The following is a 16,221-nucleotide window of genomic DNA, read 5'->3' on the forward strand; positions in this document are numbered from 1 at the left end:
GGCATCTGCCCAAAAGTGACATGAGCCCCACCTCCGTGTTGACCCGACTTCGCCGCGCTGCCGTTGCCCTGTTCGTGCTGACTTCGGCGGCCGGTTGCACCACCACGTCCCTGGTGCTGGGCGTGGCCGGCGTGGCCACGGACACCAGCGTCACGTGGGAGATCGCGAAACACCTGCACGCCCAGATGACCGACGGCGATCCGGTGTCCTGCCTGCGGATGAACAGCGTCGAACGGGCGCTGACCGCACGCTGCGGCCACTTCGTCGCCGGCAGCCTGCGCACCGAGGACATCGCCCGCAATGAACTCCAGGGCTGCCACCTGACCCTGGCCGCGCGCGACCCGCGCCTGTGGCCGGTGCTCCCCGAACTGCTCAACAAGGGCGCCCAGCCCGAGTCCTGCCCGGTGCCGCCGCTCGTCGCGCTGGCCGCCGTCCAGCCGTGCCCCGACTTCCAGTCCGCGTCGCCCGCGGTGCGCGAATCCCTCGTGTGGCTGGCCGAGGCCGACGCCCGGTCCGTGCGCCACGACGTCGTGCGCATGTTCAGCTGCCCGAACGCCCGCCAGGCCGGTCTCGACCGGGTGCTCGACACCTGGCTGGTCGCCGGCATGCTGCAGCGGGACACCGCCGGCTTCGGCGTGCTGGGCGCGCTCCACCCTGACTACCTGCTGTCGCCGTTCGGGCGCAAGCTCGAGAGCCAGGGGCACACCGCGGCTGCCTCGCTCGGCACCGTCGATGGCCGGCAGACGTCGGGCTTCGAGGAGGCCCTGCGCACCAGCAACTTCGAGGCGGTCCAGTGGTGGCTCAACCGCGCCCCGCAACTCGCGAACCGCGTGCCGCCGTCCCAGGGCGGCCGCCTGCCGTGGACCCCGCTCGCCCGCGTGCTGCTGCCGGGTTTCCTCGCCGACCCGGCGCGCCAGCAGGAAACGGTCGAGTTCCTGCTCGCCCGCGGCGCCGACCCGTGGAAACCGATCCCCGGGGGCGTGCACAACTCGGTGGTGGGCTACGCGAGGGACCTGAAGAGCCCGCTCGTGCGCCTGCTCGATCCGCCGATCGTCGCCACGGCCGATGCGCCGAAGCGCCTGGTGGCGCAAGCCGGCGACGCGGCTCCCCTCGCCAACGACGTGGCGACGAATCAAGGGCATTGACGCCCCGGCAGCGCTGGGTTCCACTTTGGCGGCAGGGTTCCGGGTCCGGAACCCGGGAAACGCTCCGCCGATGTCGTCTGTTCCACCCGTTTCACCCGACCCCGGGCCGACCATCGAGCCGGTCCTGGCCAGCGCCGTGCAGGCCGAGTTGCCGGTCAACGAGGTGGCGCGCCTCGCGGCACTGAACCGCTACGGCGTGCTCGACACCCCCGCCGAGCAGGCCTTCGACGACATCACCACCGTGGCCGCGGCGCTCTGCAACGTGCCCATCGCGGTGATCACGCTGGTCGACGAGCACCGTCAGTGGTTCAAGGCCGTCGTGGGCCTCGACGGCACGACGGAAACACCGCGTTCCGTGGCATTCTGCGCGCATGCCATTCTGGAACCCGACCAGATCCTCGAGGTGCCCGACGCCCTCGACGACCCCCGCTTTGCGCGCAACCCGCTCGTGCTCGGTGAGCCGAACATCCGCTTCTATGCCGGCGCGCCGCTGGTGTCCCCCGACGGGCAGGCCCTCGGCACGCTCTGCGTGATCGACCGCGTGCCCCGGCACCTCTCGCCGCGCGAACGCAACGCGCTCGCCTCGCTCGCGCGGCAGGTGGTCGCACAGCTCGAGCTGCGGCACCTCGTCGCCGACCTGAGCCTGCGCAGCACCACCGATGTCCTCACCGGCGCGTGGAACCGGCGCGCCTTCGACCAGCGGCTGGCGGCCGAATGGAACCGCCATGCCCGAACCCGCTCCCCTCTCGGACTCCTGATGATCGACGTGGACCATTTCAAGGACTTCAACGACCGCTTCGGTCACCCGACCGGTGACGGCGCGCTCGTCCAGATCGTGCAGTCGTTGCTGCAGCCACTGCGCAGCAACGACTTCCTCGCACGCTTCGGCGGCGAGGAGTTCGTCGCCATCCTCCCCGATGCCGACGCCACCGGCGCCAGCGAGGCCGCCGAACGCGTGCGGGCCGCCGTCGAAGGCACCGCGTGGACTTTCCACCCGCTGACCGTCAGCATCGGCGCCGTGGCAGCGCAGCCTGAACACGGCATCGACCCCCACACGCTCGTCGCCCAGGCCGACCGCGCGCTGTACCGGGCGAAGCAGGCCGGACGGAACCGCGTGCACCTCTTCGAGCGCTGGAATTGAACGCGCCGCTGAAGCCCGCGGAGGCGGGGGTGCTGGCCGGCCCGAACCGGCCCGACCTGCTGCGCGGCGAGGTGCTCGCCGATGTCTTCGAGGCCACCGTGCGGCGGCGTCCCGATCACCCGGCGCTGGTGTTCGGCGACCGGTCGCTCACGTACGGTGAACTCGACGCGCTGGCCGACCGTGCCTGCGCGCGCCTGATCGAGGCCGGCGTGCGGCCGGGCCAGATCGTGGGCCTGTGGCTGCCGCGGGGCATCGACCTGCTCGTGATGCAACTCGCCATCGCGAAGACGGGTGCCGCCTGGTTGCCCTCCGACGCCGACAACCCGGTGGACCGCATCCAGGTGTGCCTGGACGACGCGGAGGCCGCCGGCATCGTCACCGATGCGGCTTCGGCTCCGCGCCTGTCCGGCCTGGGCCGCCCGGTGTGGACGGCGGAAGGTCTGCTCGATGCGGCACCGGCGCCCGCGCGGCGGCGCGAAGGCGCGCGGCCGGAACATCCGGCCTACGTGATCTACACGTCGGGCTCCACCGGCAAGCCCAAGGGCATCGTGGTGGGGCAGGGCAGCATCTGCCACTTCCTGCGCAGCGAGAACGAGGTGCTGCGCGTGCGCGAGACCGACCGGGTCTACCAGGGCTTCTCGGTCGCCTTCGACATGTCGTTCGAGGAGATCTGGATCAGCTACCTCGTGGGCGCCACGCTGTGGCTCGCCCCGAAGGCGCTGGCCGCCGACCCCGAGTCTCTGCCGAAGGCTTTGGCTGCGGCCGGGGTCAGCGTGCTGCATGCCGTGCCCACGCTGCTGGCCCTGTTCGCGGAGGACGTGCCCAACCTGCGGCTCATCAACCTCGGCGGCGAGATGTGCCCCGAGTCGCTGGTGGCCCGCTGGGCGGTGGGCGGCCGGCAGGTCTTCAACACCTATGGCCCGACCGAAGCCACGGTGTCGGCGAGCCTCGCCGAACTGCATGCCGGCGAGCCGGTCACCATTGGCACGCCGTTGCCCAACTACGGCCTGCTGGTCATCGCCACCGACGTGGAGAACGGCCTGCGCCTGCTGCCGCCCGGCGAGACGGGCGAGCTCTGCATCTTCGGGCCCGGCGTCGCGGCGGGCTACCTCGGCCGCCCGGACCTCACCGCCCAGAGGTTCCTCGAGAACCCGTGGGCCACGGCCCCGCAGGACGGCCGCCTGTACCGCACGGGCGACCTCGCCCGCATCGACGAACACGGCCAGGTGCAGTGCCTGGGCCGGGCCGACGACCAGGTGAAGATCCGCGGCTTCCGCGTCGAACTCGGCGAGATCGAGGCGGCGCTGGCCGCGCTGCCCGGCGTGGGCACCACGGCCGTGCTGCTGCGCAAGGACGGCGGCGTGGACCAACTGGTGGCATACCTCGTGGCGGAAGCTGCGGGCGCGCCGTCGGACGCCGAGCTGCGCGCCGCGCTGTCGGCCAGCCTGCCGCCGTACATGGTGCCCACGCGGTACGAATGGCTCGACGAAATGCCCCGGCTCACGTCCGGCAAGATCGACCGCAACGCGCTGAAGGCGAGGGCGCTCGCGGTGGCCGCGCGGGCCGAAGGGTCCGACGTGGCCGAGACACCGGCCGAGGAGGTGATGTTCGCCGCGCTCGAGACGCTGTTCCCGGGCCAGGCCATCCGGCGCGAGGCCGACTTCTTCTCGGACCTGGGCGGCCACTCGCTGTTCGCCGCGCGGCTCGCGTCCGCGCTGCGCGCGAATCCCCGCTTCGCCCACGCCACCGTGCGCGACATCTACACGCACCGCACGCTGGGCGCCATCGCCAGCGCGCTGGAGGCGTCGGCGCAGGAACCGGCCGACGACGTGCCGGCCTGGACACCCCCCTCCGCATGGCGCCGCTGGCGCTGCGGCTTCTTCCAGGCGCTGGCGGTGCCGCCGCTGCTGACGATCCGCATGGGCCAGTGGCTCGCGCCGTTTTTCACGTACCACTTCCACACGGGCAGCCCGGGCGACTCGGTGCCGTTCGCGGTGGCCATGTCCATCCTCGTGTTCCTGTTCGCGACGGTGCTCGAGTTCGCCATCGCCATCGCGGGCAAGTGGCTCATCGCCGGGCGCCTCGCCGCGGGCACGTACCCGATGTGGGGCTTCGTCTACTACCGCTGGTGGGTGACGGACCGCCTCGTGGAGGCCGCGCCCACGTACCTGATCCACGGCTCCTCGCTGCACGCGTGGTGGCTGCGGGCCCTCGGCGCACGTGTGGGCCGCGATGCCACCATCGGCTCCATCACGCTGCGCTCGCCCGACCTGCTGACCGTGGGTGACCGGGTCAGCGTGGGCAACGCCGTCAACTTCGAGAACGCGCGCGTGCACGAGGGCCGGTTCGTGCTCGGCCCCATCGACCTCGGCCACGACACCCATGTGGGCTCGTACGCCGTGCTGGAAGGCGACACCCGCCTGGACGACTGGGCCCACCTCGACGCGCAGTCGGCGCTGCGCAGCGGCCAGGCCGTGCCGGCCGACCGCCTCTGGACCGGCTCGCCCGCACGCGATGCGGGTCCGTTCGACCGCAGCTCGCTCAAGCCGCGCCCGCCGGTGTCGGCGGCCCGCCTGCGCGGCGAGGCCGCCTTCTTCGTGTTCGGCGCGCTGCTGATCGCCACGCTGTTCTTCATGCCCGTGTTCCCCACGTTCATGGTGATCGACTGGCTGGACGACAGCGAGGTGTTCCCGGCCCTCTCGGCGATGTTCCAGGGGCTGCCGCTGCTGAAGTACTTCGTGCTCGCGCTGCCGGCCAGCGCCGTGATGATCGTGCTGACGGCGCTGCTGTCGGCCGGCATCCGCTGGTCCGTGCTGCCGCGGCTGCGCACCGGCAGCTGGCCGGTGCACAGCAACGTGTACTGCGGCAAGTGGCTCGTGAACCAGATCCAGGAGTCCAGCCTGCAGACGCTGCACGGCCTCTACGCCACGGTGTACGCGCCGGCCTGGTACCGGCTGCTCGGCGCGAAGGTCGGCCGCGACGCCGAGATCTCCACCGCGCTGGGCGTGGTGCCGGACATGCTGACCCTGGGCGACGAGACCTTCATCGCCGACGCCGTGCTGCTGGGCGACGAGGAGATCGACGGCGGCTGGATGACGATGCAGCCCACCGTGGTGTCGCGCCGCAGTTTCGTGGGCAACGGCGCCTACATCCCCGACGGCACCACGCTGCCCGAGAACGTGCTGGTGGGCGTGCTGTCCCGCGCGCCCGAGGCCGGCCGCATGAAGAGCGGCGACACGTGGCTGGGATCGCCCGCCATGCACCTGCCGGCGCGCGAGACCGTGGCCGGTTTCCCCGAGTCGCTCACGTTCCGGCCGTCGCCGTGGCGGCGCCTGGCGCGCGGGCTGATCGAGGCCTTCCGCATCGTCGCGCCCCACGCCATCGTGATCTCCGCCGGCTACGCCATCGTGCTGGCGGTGATGCCCACCGCGGGCGCGGGCCGCTGGGACGAGGTGGCGTGGGACCTGACCCTCTACGGGCTCTGGTTCGGTCTGGCGACCTATGTGTTCGTGGCCGTGTTCAAGTGGCTGCTGATCGGGCGCTACAAGCAGCGCGCGGTGCCCATGTGGACGCCGTTCGTGTGGCTGTCGGAAGCCACCACGAACCTGTACGAGGGCATCGCCGTGCCCAACTTCATGCGCTACCTGCGCGGCACGCCGTGGCTGCCGTGGGCGCTGAACCTGCTGGGCTGCCGCATCGGCAAGGGCGTGTACCTCGACACCACCGACATCACCGAGTTCGACTGCGTGCGCATCGGCGACCACACGGAGCTGAACGCGCTCACGTGCCCGCAGACGCACCTGTTCGAGGACCGCGTGATGAAGATCGACGAGGTGCGCATCGGCCGGCAGGTGAACATCGGCCCGCGCACCACGGTGCTCTACAGCGCGTCCGTGGCCGACAACGTGCAGCTCGGGCCCATGACGCTCGTGATGAAGGGCGAGTCGTTGCCGGCGGATACCCGTTGGACGGGGAATCCGGCGGCGCCGGCCCTGCGCGCCTAGACGGGCTCCGCGTCCGCATGCATACCGTCGAAACCGTGCTGCTCGTGCTCCTGCTCGGGGCGATCACCGGCATCGCTGCGCGGTACCTGCGCGCCATTCCTCTGCCCCTGATCCAGATCATGCTCGGCGCGGCGTTGTCCTGGCCCCAGCAGGGCCTGCACATCGCGTTCGATCCCGATCTTTTCCTGCTCCTGTTCATCCCGCCGCTGCTCTTCGCCGACGGGTGGCGCATCCCCAAGCGGGAGTTCTTCTCGCTCCACCGGCCCATCCTGCGGCTGGCGCTGGGCCTGGTGCTGTTCACCGTGCTGGGGCTGGGCTACCTCATCCACTGGATGATCCCGACGATGCCGCTCACGGTCGCGTTCGCGCTGGCTGCCGTGGTGTCACCCACCGATGCGGTGGCGGTCGCGGCCATCACGCGCAATCTGGGCATGCCGGCCAAGACCATGCACGTGTTGCAGGGCGAATCGCTGCTCAACGACGCCTCGGGCCTGGTCGCGCTCAAGTTCGCGGTGGCCGCCACGGTGACGGGCGCTTTCTCCTGGGCCGACGCGGGCCAGGAGTTCCTCTGGGTGGCCTTGGGCGGCCTGGCGGTCGGTGCCGCGCTGGGCTGGGCATTCGCCGTGGGGCGCGAGAGCGTCACGCGGCGCGTGGGCGACGTGGCCGCCACGCAGATGGTGCTGCTGCTCGTGCTTCTGCCGTTCGCGGCGTACCTGGTGGGCGAGAGGGTCGGTGTCTCGGGCATCCTGGCCGCGGTGGCGGCGGGCGTCGCGACCAACTTCGCCGACCTTCGGCGGGGCGAGTTCCTGGCTGAGCGGATGCAGACCGAGGGCATCTGGAACATGGTCGAGGCGGCCTTCAACGGTGCCATCTTCCTGCTCCTTGGCCTGCAGCTGCCCTCCATCGTCGGGGACACGCTGGCTGCCGCCGGTGATGACTGGTGGCGACCGGCGGGCCACGCCGTGCTGATCACGTTGGCCCTGCTGGGCCTGCGCTGGATCTGGCTCACGCTGGGGGTGCGCGGCAGCCTGTGGCGTGCGCACGAGCGCGGTGCGATGGCGGAGAAGCCCTCGGCGCTGCTGGATCTGGCGACGACGCTGGCCGGCATCCGCGGCGCCGTGACCTTGGCCGGTGCCTTGTCGGTGCCGCTCGTGCTGCAGGGCGGCACACCGTTTCCTGCGCGCGACCAGCTCGTCTTCCTGGCCACGGCCACCATCCTCCTGACCTTGGTGATCGGCAGCGTGGGCCTGCCCCTGGTGCTCCGCCTGCTGCCCCCCGCCGGCGAGCCGGTGGCGCTAAAGGAAGAGCGCTGGGCACGGGTGGCGGCTTGCAACGCGGCCATTTCGCACATGGCCAGTCAACTGTCGACCACCAAGGACCCGGTGCGCCAGGCCCAGGTGCAGGAAGCCGTGGGCCGCCTCACGCAGGACTACCGCAAGCGCATCGACATGCTGGAGTACCCCGCCGCGCCCACCCCCGAGGCCCAGGCCGAATGGCCGCAGGCCGTGCGCCAGCGCCGCGAGCGCTACTTGCTGGAGATGGAGCTGCGCCTGAGCGCGCTGCATGTCGAGCGCAGCGCCTTGTACGTGGAACGCCAACACAACCGCATCAACGACGAGTCGCTGCGAGCACTGGTGGCCGAGCTGGACCTGTCCGAGATCTCGCTGCGCAAGCGCCTCGTGGTCGCGCGCCGTGCTGTCGGGGACATGGAGGACGGCCAGGGGCCGCTCCAGGAATGAGCGCGGCCTCCCGGGGTGCCACGGCTACAGCGCGGCCACCTGCACGGCCACGCCGCCCAGAACCGCGTTGCCGGACAGCGGGTCGCGCAGGGTCTCGTCCAGCACGTCGTTGAGGTTCACGCCCGGCCGCTCGGCCGCCACCGAAAGCTTCACCCCCGGCAGGCCGTGGCCCCAGCCGTGGGGCAGGCTGATGACACCCGGCATCACCTCGTCGCTCACCGCCACCTCGGCGTCGATCGACGTGGTGTCGCCCCGCGCGATGCGGGCCCGGCCGCCGTCCACGAGACCCAGGCGGGCCGCGTCGGACGGGTGGACGAGGGCGGTGCAGCGGAACGGTCCCTTCGCGAGCGTGGGCAGGTTGTGCATCCAGCTGTTGTTCGAGCGCACCTGGCGGCGGCCCACGATCACGAACTCCGGCGCGGCCTGCTGCAGGTCGGCCAGCGCACGCGGCAGGTCCGCCAGCAGCATCGGCGGGGCCAGTTCGACCTTGCCCGACGGCGTGCGCAGCAGGCCCGGCAGCCGCGGCTGCAGCGGGCCGAAGTCGATGCCGCTCGGGGCGGCCTTCAGCTTCGCGAGCGTCAGGCCGTCCGGCTTCGCGCCGAAGCCGTCGCCGTACGGGCCCGTGCGCAGGGCGAGTTCCAGGTGCCGTTCGGGTCCGACGAGGGGTGCCAGCGCGGCCAGCAGTTCGTCGGCCTGGTCGCCCGCCGATTTCGCGAGATCGGCCCGCAGCATCTCGGTGTCGAGCGCGACCACGTCGGCGCGTGCCCCCAGGCCCTTCGCGATGGCGATGAGCTTGAGCAGGATCTGCCACTCGGGCACGTGCCCCGCGGGCGAGGGCAGCACCGCTGCGCTGAAGCGCGCGGCGTTGCGGTAGGCGAGCTGGTGGAACGCGACGTCGTAGTGGGCTTCCTCCAGCGGGGCGAGGCCCGGCAGGATCACGTCGGCGTGGCGCGAGGTCTCGTTCAGGTAGATGTCGAGGCTCACCATGAACTCGAGGCCTTCCATCGCCCGGGACAGGCGCGGCCCGTTCGGGGCCGACAGCACCGGGTTGCTGGCGATGGTGATCAGCGCACGCACCTGGCCGTCGCCCGGGGTCTCGATCTCCTCGGCGAGGCACACCATGGGCAGTTCGCCGAACACCTCGGGCGCGCCGCTCACGCGGGCATGGTGCCGGCCCGTGACGATGCCGCGGCCGCTGCCGGGCTTGCCTTCGCTGTTGGCCTGGAATGCGGGCGCCCGCGGGAACATCACGCCGCCGGGCTGATCGAGGTTGCCGGTGAGCGTGTTGAGCACGTCGATGAGCCAGCTGCACAGCGTGCCGAAGGGCTGGGCGCAGGTGCCCATGCGGCCGTAGACGATGCCCCGCGGCGCGGCCGCGAGTTCACGCGCGAGCCGGCGAATCTGCTCGGCCTCGATGCCGCAGCGCGCGGCGACCGCCTCGGCCGGGAACGGCGCCACGGCCGCGCGCACCTCGTCCACGCCGGTGACGTGGGGGGCGGCCGCACCGAGGTCCACGAGGTCCTCCTCGAACAGCGTGGCCACCATGCCCAGCAGCAGGTACACGTCGCCGCCGGGGCGGATGGTGAGGTGGCGGTCGGCCAGCTCGGCGGTTTCGGTGCGGCGCGGGTCCACCACCACGAGCTGGCCGCCGCGCGCCTTGAGAGCCCGGGCCTTGCCGCGGAAATCGGGCACGGTCCACAGGCTGCCGTTGCTGGCGACCGGGTTGGCGCCGAGCACGAGCAGCCAGTCGGTGCGTTCGATGTCGGGCACGGCGATGGACAGCCAGTGGCCGAACATCAGCCCGCTCGACAGCTGCTTGGGCATCTGGTCGAGCGTGGAAGCCGAGTACGCGTTGCGCGTGCCCATCGCCTTGAAGAGGCGGCCGTAGTACAGCATCAGCCCCATCTTGTGCGACGACGGGTTGCCCGCCGTGACGGCCACCGCGTGCGGGCCGTGTTTCTCGCGGAGGGGCACGAGGCGGCGCTCGATCTCGTCGAACGCCTCGTCCCAGGAGGCGGGTTCGAACACGCCGTTGCGCTTGATCAGCGGCGTGCGGAGCCGGTCGGGGTCGTCCTGCAGGTCCTTCAGGGCCACGCCCTTCGGGCACATGAAACCGGCGCTGAAGACGTCGGCATCGTGGCCGCGGACCGAGGCGACACGCCCCTGGTCGTCGAGGCGCACCTCGAGGCCGCAGCAGGCTTCGCAGAACGGGCAGATGCGGTGGGCGGGGGTGGCAGTCATCGGCTTCTCCTTGTCCCTGGGTGAACCCCTGTTTTCCGCGCAGTCTACTCAGGTGGTCATGCCACGCAGTGTCTCGGCCGTGACGCGATCTGCAGGGAAGAACGTCTCGAGCGCCAGCTCGGAGAGGGTGATGTCGACCGGCGTGCCGAACACGGTGGTCGTGCTGATGAAAGAGAGCAGGCCCGCGGGTGTCCGGAACTTCAGCGGCACGGCGATCGCGTTCGGCTCCAGCGCGGCGCCGCCCGCGTCGGCATCGTCCGCCTCGGGTGCCGGGTAGGCGCGCAGTTCCTGGAGCAGGGCGGACAGCACGGGGTCCGACGTGGCCTCGATCTGCTGTTCCAGGCGTTGGAAGAGGTGCGCCCGCCAGCTCACGAGGTTCGCGATGCGCGGCGCCACACCCCCGGGGTGCAAGCTCAGGCGCAGCACGTTGACCGGGCCCTGCAGCAGCGCGGCGTCCACGTCCTGCAGGAACAGGGGCACGGTGGCGTTGCTCGCGAGCAGCGTCCAGTGCCGGTCCACCGCCAGCGCGGGCCACGGCTCGTGGGCCTTCAGCACCTGCTCCACCACGGCGCGGGCCGCATCCAGTGCGGGGTCGGCGAGGGGGCGCTCGCGGTACAGCGGCGCGAAGCCCGCGGCGGCCAGCAGCACGTTGCGCTCGCGCAGCGGCACCGAGAGGCGCTCCGCCAGATGCATCACCATCGCCCGGCTGGGCGCCGCCCGCCCGGTCTCGACGTAGCTCAGGTGACGGGTGGAAATGTCGGCCTGCATCGCGAGGTCGAGCTGGCTCAGTCGGCGGTGCTGGCGCCATTCGCGGATCAGGTCGCCGACCGATCTGGCCGCCGCGGCCGGGGTGGGGTGGAGTGATGTGCTCATCGTGGCAAAACGATAACGCAGCGGGGCCGGGCGGCCCATGACCTCCCACGTCATGGACCGGAAGCCTTCCGTTTTCGAAACTGCATCCCAAGCCGGACACGGCGGCGCGGCCAAGGGGGCCGGGCCCGTGGCGGCGCCCAGGAGATCACCATGTCCCAAGTGTCCTCGTCCATCGCTTCGCTGTCGTTCCTGCGCAAGGTGCTGTTCGCCGATGCGGCCGTCAGTGCCGCGTGCGGTGCCCTGATGGCCGTCGGCGGCACCCCGCTGCAAGGCCTGCTGGGCCTGCCGGCCGGCGTGCTGGTTCCGGCCGGGCTCAGCCTGTTCGTCTACGCCGCGTTCGTGGTGTGGCTCGCGCGCCGCCCGGTCATCCCCCGCGCGGGGGTGTGGGCCGCCGTGCTCATCAACCTCGTGTGGGCCGTCGACTGCCTGGCCGTGGCCTTCGGCCCGTGGTTCGCGCCCACCGGGCTCGGGCAGGCCTTTCTGCTCGTGCAGGTGGTGACCGTCATCGCCTTCGCTGAACTGCAGGTCATCGGCCTGCGGCGGGGCTGAAGAGGAGGGGGGAACGAAGTTGGGGATGGCCGTCCAGTGAATATTCACCAGAATCCCCCCAAAAGAGCGGGTCCCTGCGAGGGATGTTCATCCCCCGGGTCGCGGCGAACAATGCAGCCATGTTGTCCAGTGCTGATCGGAGTACCGCCATGACCCCCCTCGCTGCCCCCGTCTCTGCCCCTCGTCCTTCTCTCGCGGTTCCGAAGAGCCGGGTGCAGGTGCTGAACGGCCTGCTCCGGGCCTGGGGCTACGACGACGAAGACTTCGTGATCCAGGAAGAACACTCCGAGGAACTGGCCAGCCTGTTCGGCCTCAGCGGCGGGGTCGTCAAGGTCAGCCGCCGTTCCACGGGTGAGTACCGCATGTACGCCACCGGCATCGAATCCGCATGGATCAGCTCCCTCCTGCTCGACCTGGCTCGCGGTTATCTGGCCGATGCGCCCGAGACCGCACCGGCCCCGCTGGTCGACGTGCCCCTGGACGCCCGCCGGGCGTGGTCCATCCGGTGACGGCCCGTGCGGGGCGCCGGCTCACCGGCGCATGTGGGAACGCCGTGGCCCCCGTCACGGCCGATCGTCCGCCGGCCTTGTGACCCGGCACCAGCACGAGACCGATGTACCAACTCCAACACACACCTGACACCTCCACCACCCTTCGGCTGGACGACGACACCCCGTCGCGTCCGGCCGAAGCCGTTGTGGCCCCCGACCTCCGCCTCGAAGTGCGCTGGGCCGAAAGCGAGGCCGACGTGCGCGAAGCCCAATGCCTGCGTCACCGCGTGTTCGTGGGCGAGATGGGCGCGCGGCTCACGGTGCCGCACGGCACGCCCGCAGGCCACGACGCCGACCGTTTCGACCCCTTCTGCGAGCACCTGCTGGTGCGCGCCGTCGCCCCCGGTGACAGCACCGGCCCGGTGGTCGGGACCTACCGCCTGCTCACCCCGTCGGGTGCGAAGCGCGCGGGCGGCGGCTACACCGACACCGAGTTCGACCTGTCGTCGCTGGCCGCGCTGCGGCCCCGCGCCGTCGAACTGGGTCGCTCCTGCGTCCACCCCGACTGGCGCCGCGGCGGCGTGATCCTGCTGCTGTGGACAGCGCTCAGCCGCTTCATGGTGTCCCACGGACTCGACACGATGATCGGCTGCGCGAGCATCGCGCTCGACCGAGATGGCGATGGTGCGGAGGCCAGCGCGCTGTGGCACCGGCTGCGGCGAACGCACCTGGCGGATTCGCCGTGGGTTGCGGTGCCACATCATCCGTTGCCGTTGCATCCTTCGTCTGCGGCCGATGCACGGGTGGTCGTGCCGCCGCTCATCAAGGGCTATCTGCGCTGTGGCACGAAGGTCCTCGGCGCGCCTGCGTTCGATGCCGCGTTCAACGTGGCGGACCTGCCGATGATGGCGCGGTTGGAGGACTTGCCGGCGCGGTTCCAGCATGGGGCGGTGAGCGGCTGATGAGTCGCCGAAGTGGCCGTTTCGGCCACTGTCTGCTGCTGTCCCCCTAACTTTCAGGCTGTCAGAGCTTGCAGGTTCACCCTCGAACCGAGGCTGTTTCCATGGTGTTGTAGGGGGGTGTCGCGCGCGGCGCCATTCCAGAATCGGTGCACCCGATTTTCGGATGCCCGTCACGTGGACACCACACACCGAACCCTTCCCTTGCTGCCGTCGCGGTCGCGCGATGCGAAGGCGGCGTCGCGCAAGGCCCGTGGCGACAAGTCGTCGCACCGCCCGTTGCGCAACACCCCGCCGGTGGCGCTCGCCAACGTGCGGCTCTTCGCCGAACTCTTCGGTGATCCCCAGGTGCATGCCGCGCGCTGGTTCGTCGTCTCGGTCGTGCTGGCCGTGGTCGTGGCCGCGCAAGGCCTGGCCATCGTGCGCATGCTGCCGCTCAAGCAGGTGGTGCCGTACGCGGTCGAACACTCAGCCGACGGCGCGGTGGTGAAGGTCGTCGAGGCTGCCGCGTACAAGCCGGGTCCGGCGGTGCTGAAGTCCGAGCTGGCGCGCTGGGTCGAACGCCTGATGGTCCTCGATCCCTACCTCACGCGCGAGAACCTTCGTCTCTCCATCCGGCCGCTGCGGGGCAAGGCCGTCTCGCAGCACAAGGAGTTCGTCGACACCGAGGCGCCGTTCAAGCGACTGCTGGCCACGCCGTCGCTCGTCCGCACGGCCCGCACGAGCGGGGTCGACGTGTCGCAGGACGGCATCGCGTTCGTGTTCGTCACCACGCTGGAACGTTCCGGCGCCGGCGAACCGCTCACGCGCAAGTGGCGTTTCACCGTTCACTACGTGCTGTCCACGCCCGACACCGAGGACGAAGTGCTGACGAACCCCGCCGGCCTCAACATCACGCACTTCGAGCGTGTGGCGGACCTCTCATGAGCAGGCTGCACACCTTCGTCTCCGCGGTGGCGTGCCTGCTGCTGTCGCTGAATGGGGCTGCACCGGTGCAGGCCCAATCGCCGCTCGCGCCCACGCCGGTCACCGGCGAAGCGCGCATGGTCACGTTCGATTTCGACGATGACCGCATCTACAAGGTGCTGGTCCGCCCGAGGAACACCACGCAGCTCAAGCTCGCGCCCGATGAACGGGTGACCTACGTGTCCGCCGGAGACGCCTCCAGCTTCGCCGTGAACGTGCCGTCAAGCAAGGCCTTCGTGGAGGTGAAGCCGAAGTGGGACAACGTCTCCACGAACCTCCTCGTGGTGACCACGCGCCGCGCCTACCACATCGAGCTGCAGAGCACGGCCGAAGGCCGCAAGTGGTACACGCGGGTCGCCTGGACGTATGCCAACGCCGCGCTGCTCGACCAGACCCAGGCCGCGCAGGGTGACGACGCCGGCCCGGCGCGGTGGGCGGGGGCGAGCCGCGCCGAGCCGCCCATCAGCGGGGTCGCGGTCGACAAGCTGTACTTCAAGTACGACATCGACGGCGAGGCCCCGTTCCGGCCCACGCAGGTGTTCGACGACGGCACGCACACCTTCATCCGCCTCCCGGACGATCTGCAGGAACTGCCCGCGCTGTTCATGCTGACGCCCGACAGTGGGGACACCGCACTCGTCAACTACAGCGTCACGCCGCCGTACCTCGTCGTCCCGCGCACGATGGAGAAGTTCGTGCTGAAGCTCGGGAAATCGAAGGTGGAGGTGCTGCGGCATTCGTCGAAGCCGGGGCTGTTCTCGCGCCTCGGTTTCGGCCGGCGAGGGACACCCTGATGGCCGACCTCCTGATCTCTCCCGAGGGCTACACCACGCCCGGTGGTGTGCCGCGCAAGCTGCTGGCCGGCGTGTTCCTGGTGGTCAGTGCGGTGGCGATGAGCGTGTTCCTGATCACCTCACCAGATGCGCCGCTGATGACCGGTGACCAGAAGGCCCGGGCCGAGCTGAAGAAGCCGGAGCTGATGCTCGCGCAGCAGAAGGGCAGCGTGCAGTGGGTCGATGAGGCGGCCAGCAGTGCCGCGGCGGCGCGTGGGGTGCGGGTTGCCGACGGCGCGCCCCCTTCGGCCCGGCCGTCCGACGAGCGCTCGGGCGTTCCGCCGGCGAATGCGTCCGTGCCGCAGCCGTCGCCGCAGGCTGCCTTGCCGACGTTCGATTCGACCCCGCAACGGGCGGGGCCGCCACCGTCGCCTGTCGATGCGGCGGCGGTGGAACGTGAACGGGCCGCCCGATCGGCCGCCGCGACGGTGTTCGACGAGGGTGGAACAGCTCTGGGACAAAAGGGCGAGTCCCCGCTCGAGCAGATGCCGGCCGGACTGGTGCGGCGTCTGGGTGGCGGCGGGCCGGCGATTGACGCGATCGCACCATTGGCGGACGCCATCAAGGGAATGGGGGCGCCCGCCCCGGCACCCAGCCGGGCCGATGGGGAGCGCCAATGGGCCCGGGAGCAGGCGGCTCCGCAGAACGCCACGGTGCTCCATGCGAAGGCTCCACCCGACGCCTTGACGCTCGACCAGGGGACGGTGATCCCCTGCGTGCTCACGCGCCGCATCAACAGCGACCTGCCCGGGGTGGTCACCGCCCGCGTGGCCATGGACGTCTACGACTCCCGCACCAGCCGGCACCTGCTGCTGCCGAAGGGCGCGCTGCTGTCCGGCGCCTACAACAACGACGTCCGCCATGGCCAGAGCCGGCTCCAGTTCGCGTTCACGCGGCTGCGGATGCCGGATGGCACCACGTTCGACCTGCCCGGCGCCACCGGAGCAGACGCCGCGGGCCAGGCTGGCATCGACGGCGACGTCGACCGCCACTTCTTCCGCAGCTTCGGGGCCGCGCTGCTGCTCGGCGTGCTCGCCGATCAGGTGACCCGCGTCGCGGCGCTGCCGAACGGCGGCACGTCGGGGCAGGGCGGGGTGTCGGCCACCGGGCAGGTGTTCATCGACACCGCCCGCGCCGAACTCGAGCGGCACAAGTCCATCCCGCCCACGGTGACGGTCGAGGAAGGCTCGCGCATCAACGTGGAAGTGGTTCGCGACATGGCGTTCGATACCGCATTCGAAAGGAGTCGCCGATGAAACCTTGGGGACTGCGCGCCGCGT

Annotated in this window: 12 protein-coding genes; 10 read left to right on the top strand and 2 right to left on the bottom strand. The window is 71.0% G+C overall.

Going from position 1 to position 16,221, the window contains the following annotated elements:
• Positions 1 to 20 precede the first annotated feature (20 nt).
• The 4 genes from A4W93_RS14005 to A4W93_RS14020 all read left to right on the top strand — a co-directional run bounded on the left by A4W93_RS14005 (position 21) and on the right by A4W93_RS14020 (position 8,029).
• Positions 21 to 1,145 (top strand): hypothetical protein, encoded by a 1,125-nt coding sequence (locus A4W93_RS14005; protein ID WP_085751187.1) that lies wholly within the window; start codon positions 21 to 23, stop codon positions 1,143 to 1,145.
• 70 nt (positions 1,146 to 1,215) lie between these two features.
• Entirely contained in the window at positions 1,216 to 2,286 is a 1,071-nt protein-coding gene (locus tag A4W93_RS14010) for a GGDEF domain-containing protein (protein ID WP_085751188.1), read from the top strand.
• Positions 2,283 to 6,290, top strand: a complete 4,008-nt coding sequence (locus tag A4W93_RS14015) for a Pls/PosA family non-ribosomal peptide synthetase (protein ID WP_218919198.1) — start codon at positions 2,283 to 2,285, stop codon at positions 6,288 to 6,290. Before A4W93_RS14010 ends, A4W93_RS14015 begins: the two co-directional genes overlap by 4 nt.
• A gap of 17 nt (positions 6,291 to 6,307) precedes the next feature.
• A complete protein-coding gene (locus A4W93_RS14020; protein ID WP_085754168.1) occupies positions 6,308 to 8,029 on the top strand; it encodes a Na+/H+ antiporter in 1,722 nt (573 codons plus the stop codon).
• 24 nt (positions 8,030 to 8,053) lie between these two features.
• Here the strand turns inward: A4W93_RS14020 and A4W93_RS14025 are convergent, their stop codons facing one another.
• Positions 8,054 to 10,270 (bottom strand): molybdopterin-dependent oxidoreductase, encoded by a 2,217-nt coding sequence (locus tag A4W93_RS14025; protein WP_085751189.1) that lies wholly within the window; start codon positions 10,268 to 10,270, stop codon positions 8,054 to 8,056.
• A gap of 48 nt (positions 10,271 to 10,318) precedes the next feature.
• The gene (locus A4W93_RS14030; RefSeq protein ID WP_085754169.1) at positions 10,319 to 11,143 is read right to left on the bottom strand and encodes a helix-turn-helix domain-containing protein; all 825 of its coding nucleotides are present in this window, start codon (positions 11,141 to 11,143) and stop codon (positions 10,319 to 10,321) included.
• A gap of 150 nt (positions 11,144 to 11,293) precedes the next feature.
• Here A4W93_RS14030 and A4W93_RS14035 point away from each other — a divergent pair, with 150 nt between their 5' ends.
• The 6 genes from A4W93_RS14035 (at position 11,294) to A4W93_RS14060 (ending at position 16,197) form a co-directional block, all read left to right on the top strand.
• Positions 11,294 to 11,692, top strand: a complete 399-nt coding sequence (locus A4W93_RS14035) for a hypothetical protein (RefSeq protein WP_085751190.1) — start codon at positions 11,294 to 11,296, stop codon at positions 11,690 to 11,692.
• A 149-nt stretch (positions 11,693 to 11,841) separates the two neighbouring features.
• A complete protein-coding gene (locus A4W93_RS14040) occupies positions 11,842 to 12,201 on the top strand; it encodes a hypothetical protein (RefSeq protein ID WP_157131653.1) in 360 nt (119 codons plus the stop codon).
• Between the two features lie 104 nt (positions 12,202 to 12,305).
• A complete protein-coding gene (locus A4W93_RS14045) occupies positions 12,306 to 13,145 on the top strand; it encodes a GNAT family N-acetyltransferase (protein WP_085751192.1) in 840 nt (279 codons plus the stop codon).
• A gap of 174 nt (positions 13,146 to 13,319) precedes the next feature.
• Positions 13,320 to 14,069 (top strand): VirB8/TrbF family protein, encoded by a 750-nt coding sequence (locus tag A4W93_RS14050; RefSeq protein ID WP_169726539.1) that lies wholly within the window; start codon positions 13,320 to 13,322, stop codon positions 14,067 to 14,069.
• The gene (locus A4W93_RS14055; RefSeq protein ID WP_085751194.1) at positions 14,066 to 14,902 is read left to right on the top strand and encodes a TrbG/VirB9 family P-type conjugative transfer protein; all 837 of its coding nucleotides are present in this window, start codon (positions 14,066 to 14,068) and stop codon (positions 14,900 to 14,902) included. Before A4W93_RS14050 ends, A4W93_RS14055 begins: the two co-directional genes overlap by 4 nt.
• Positions 14,902 to 16,197 carry a TraB/TrbI/VirB10 family type IV secretion system protein gene (locus tag A4W93_RS14060; RefSeq protein ID WP_085751195.1) on the top strand — a complete coding sequence of 432 codons (1,296 nt, stop codon included), beginning with the start codon at positions 14,902 to 14,904 and terminating at the stop codon, positions 16,195 to 16,197. Before A4W93_RS14055 ends, A4W93_RS14060 begins: the two co-directional genes overlap by 1 nt.
• The last annotated feature ends 24 nt before the right edge of the window (positions 16,198 to 16,221 follow it).

The sequence above is a fragment of the Piscinibacter gummiphilus genome (genome assembly GCF_002116905.1).
In the GTDB taxonomy this organism is placed as follows: Bacteria; Pseudomonadota; Gammaproteobacteria; order Burkholderiales; family Burkholderiaceae_C; genus Rhizobacter; species Rhizobacter gummiphilus.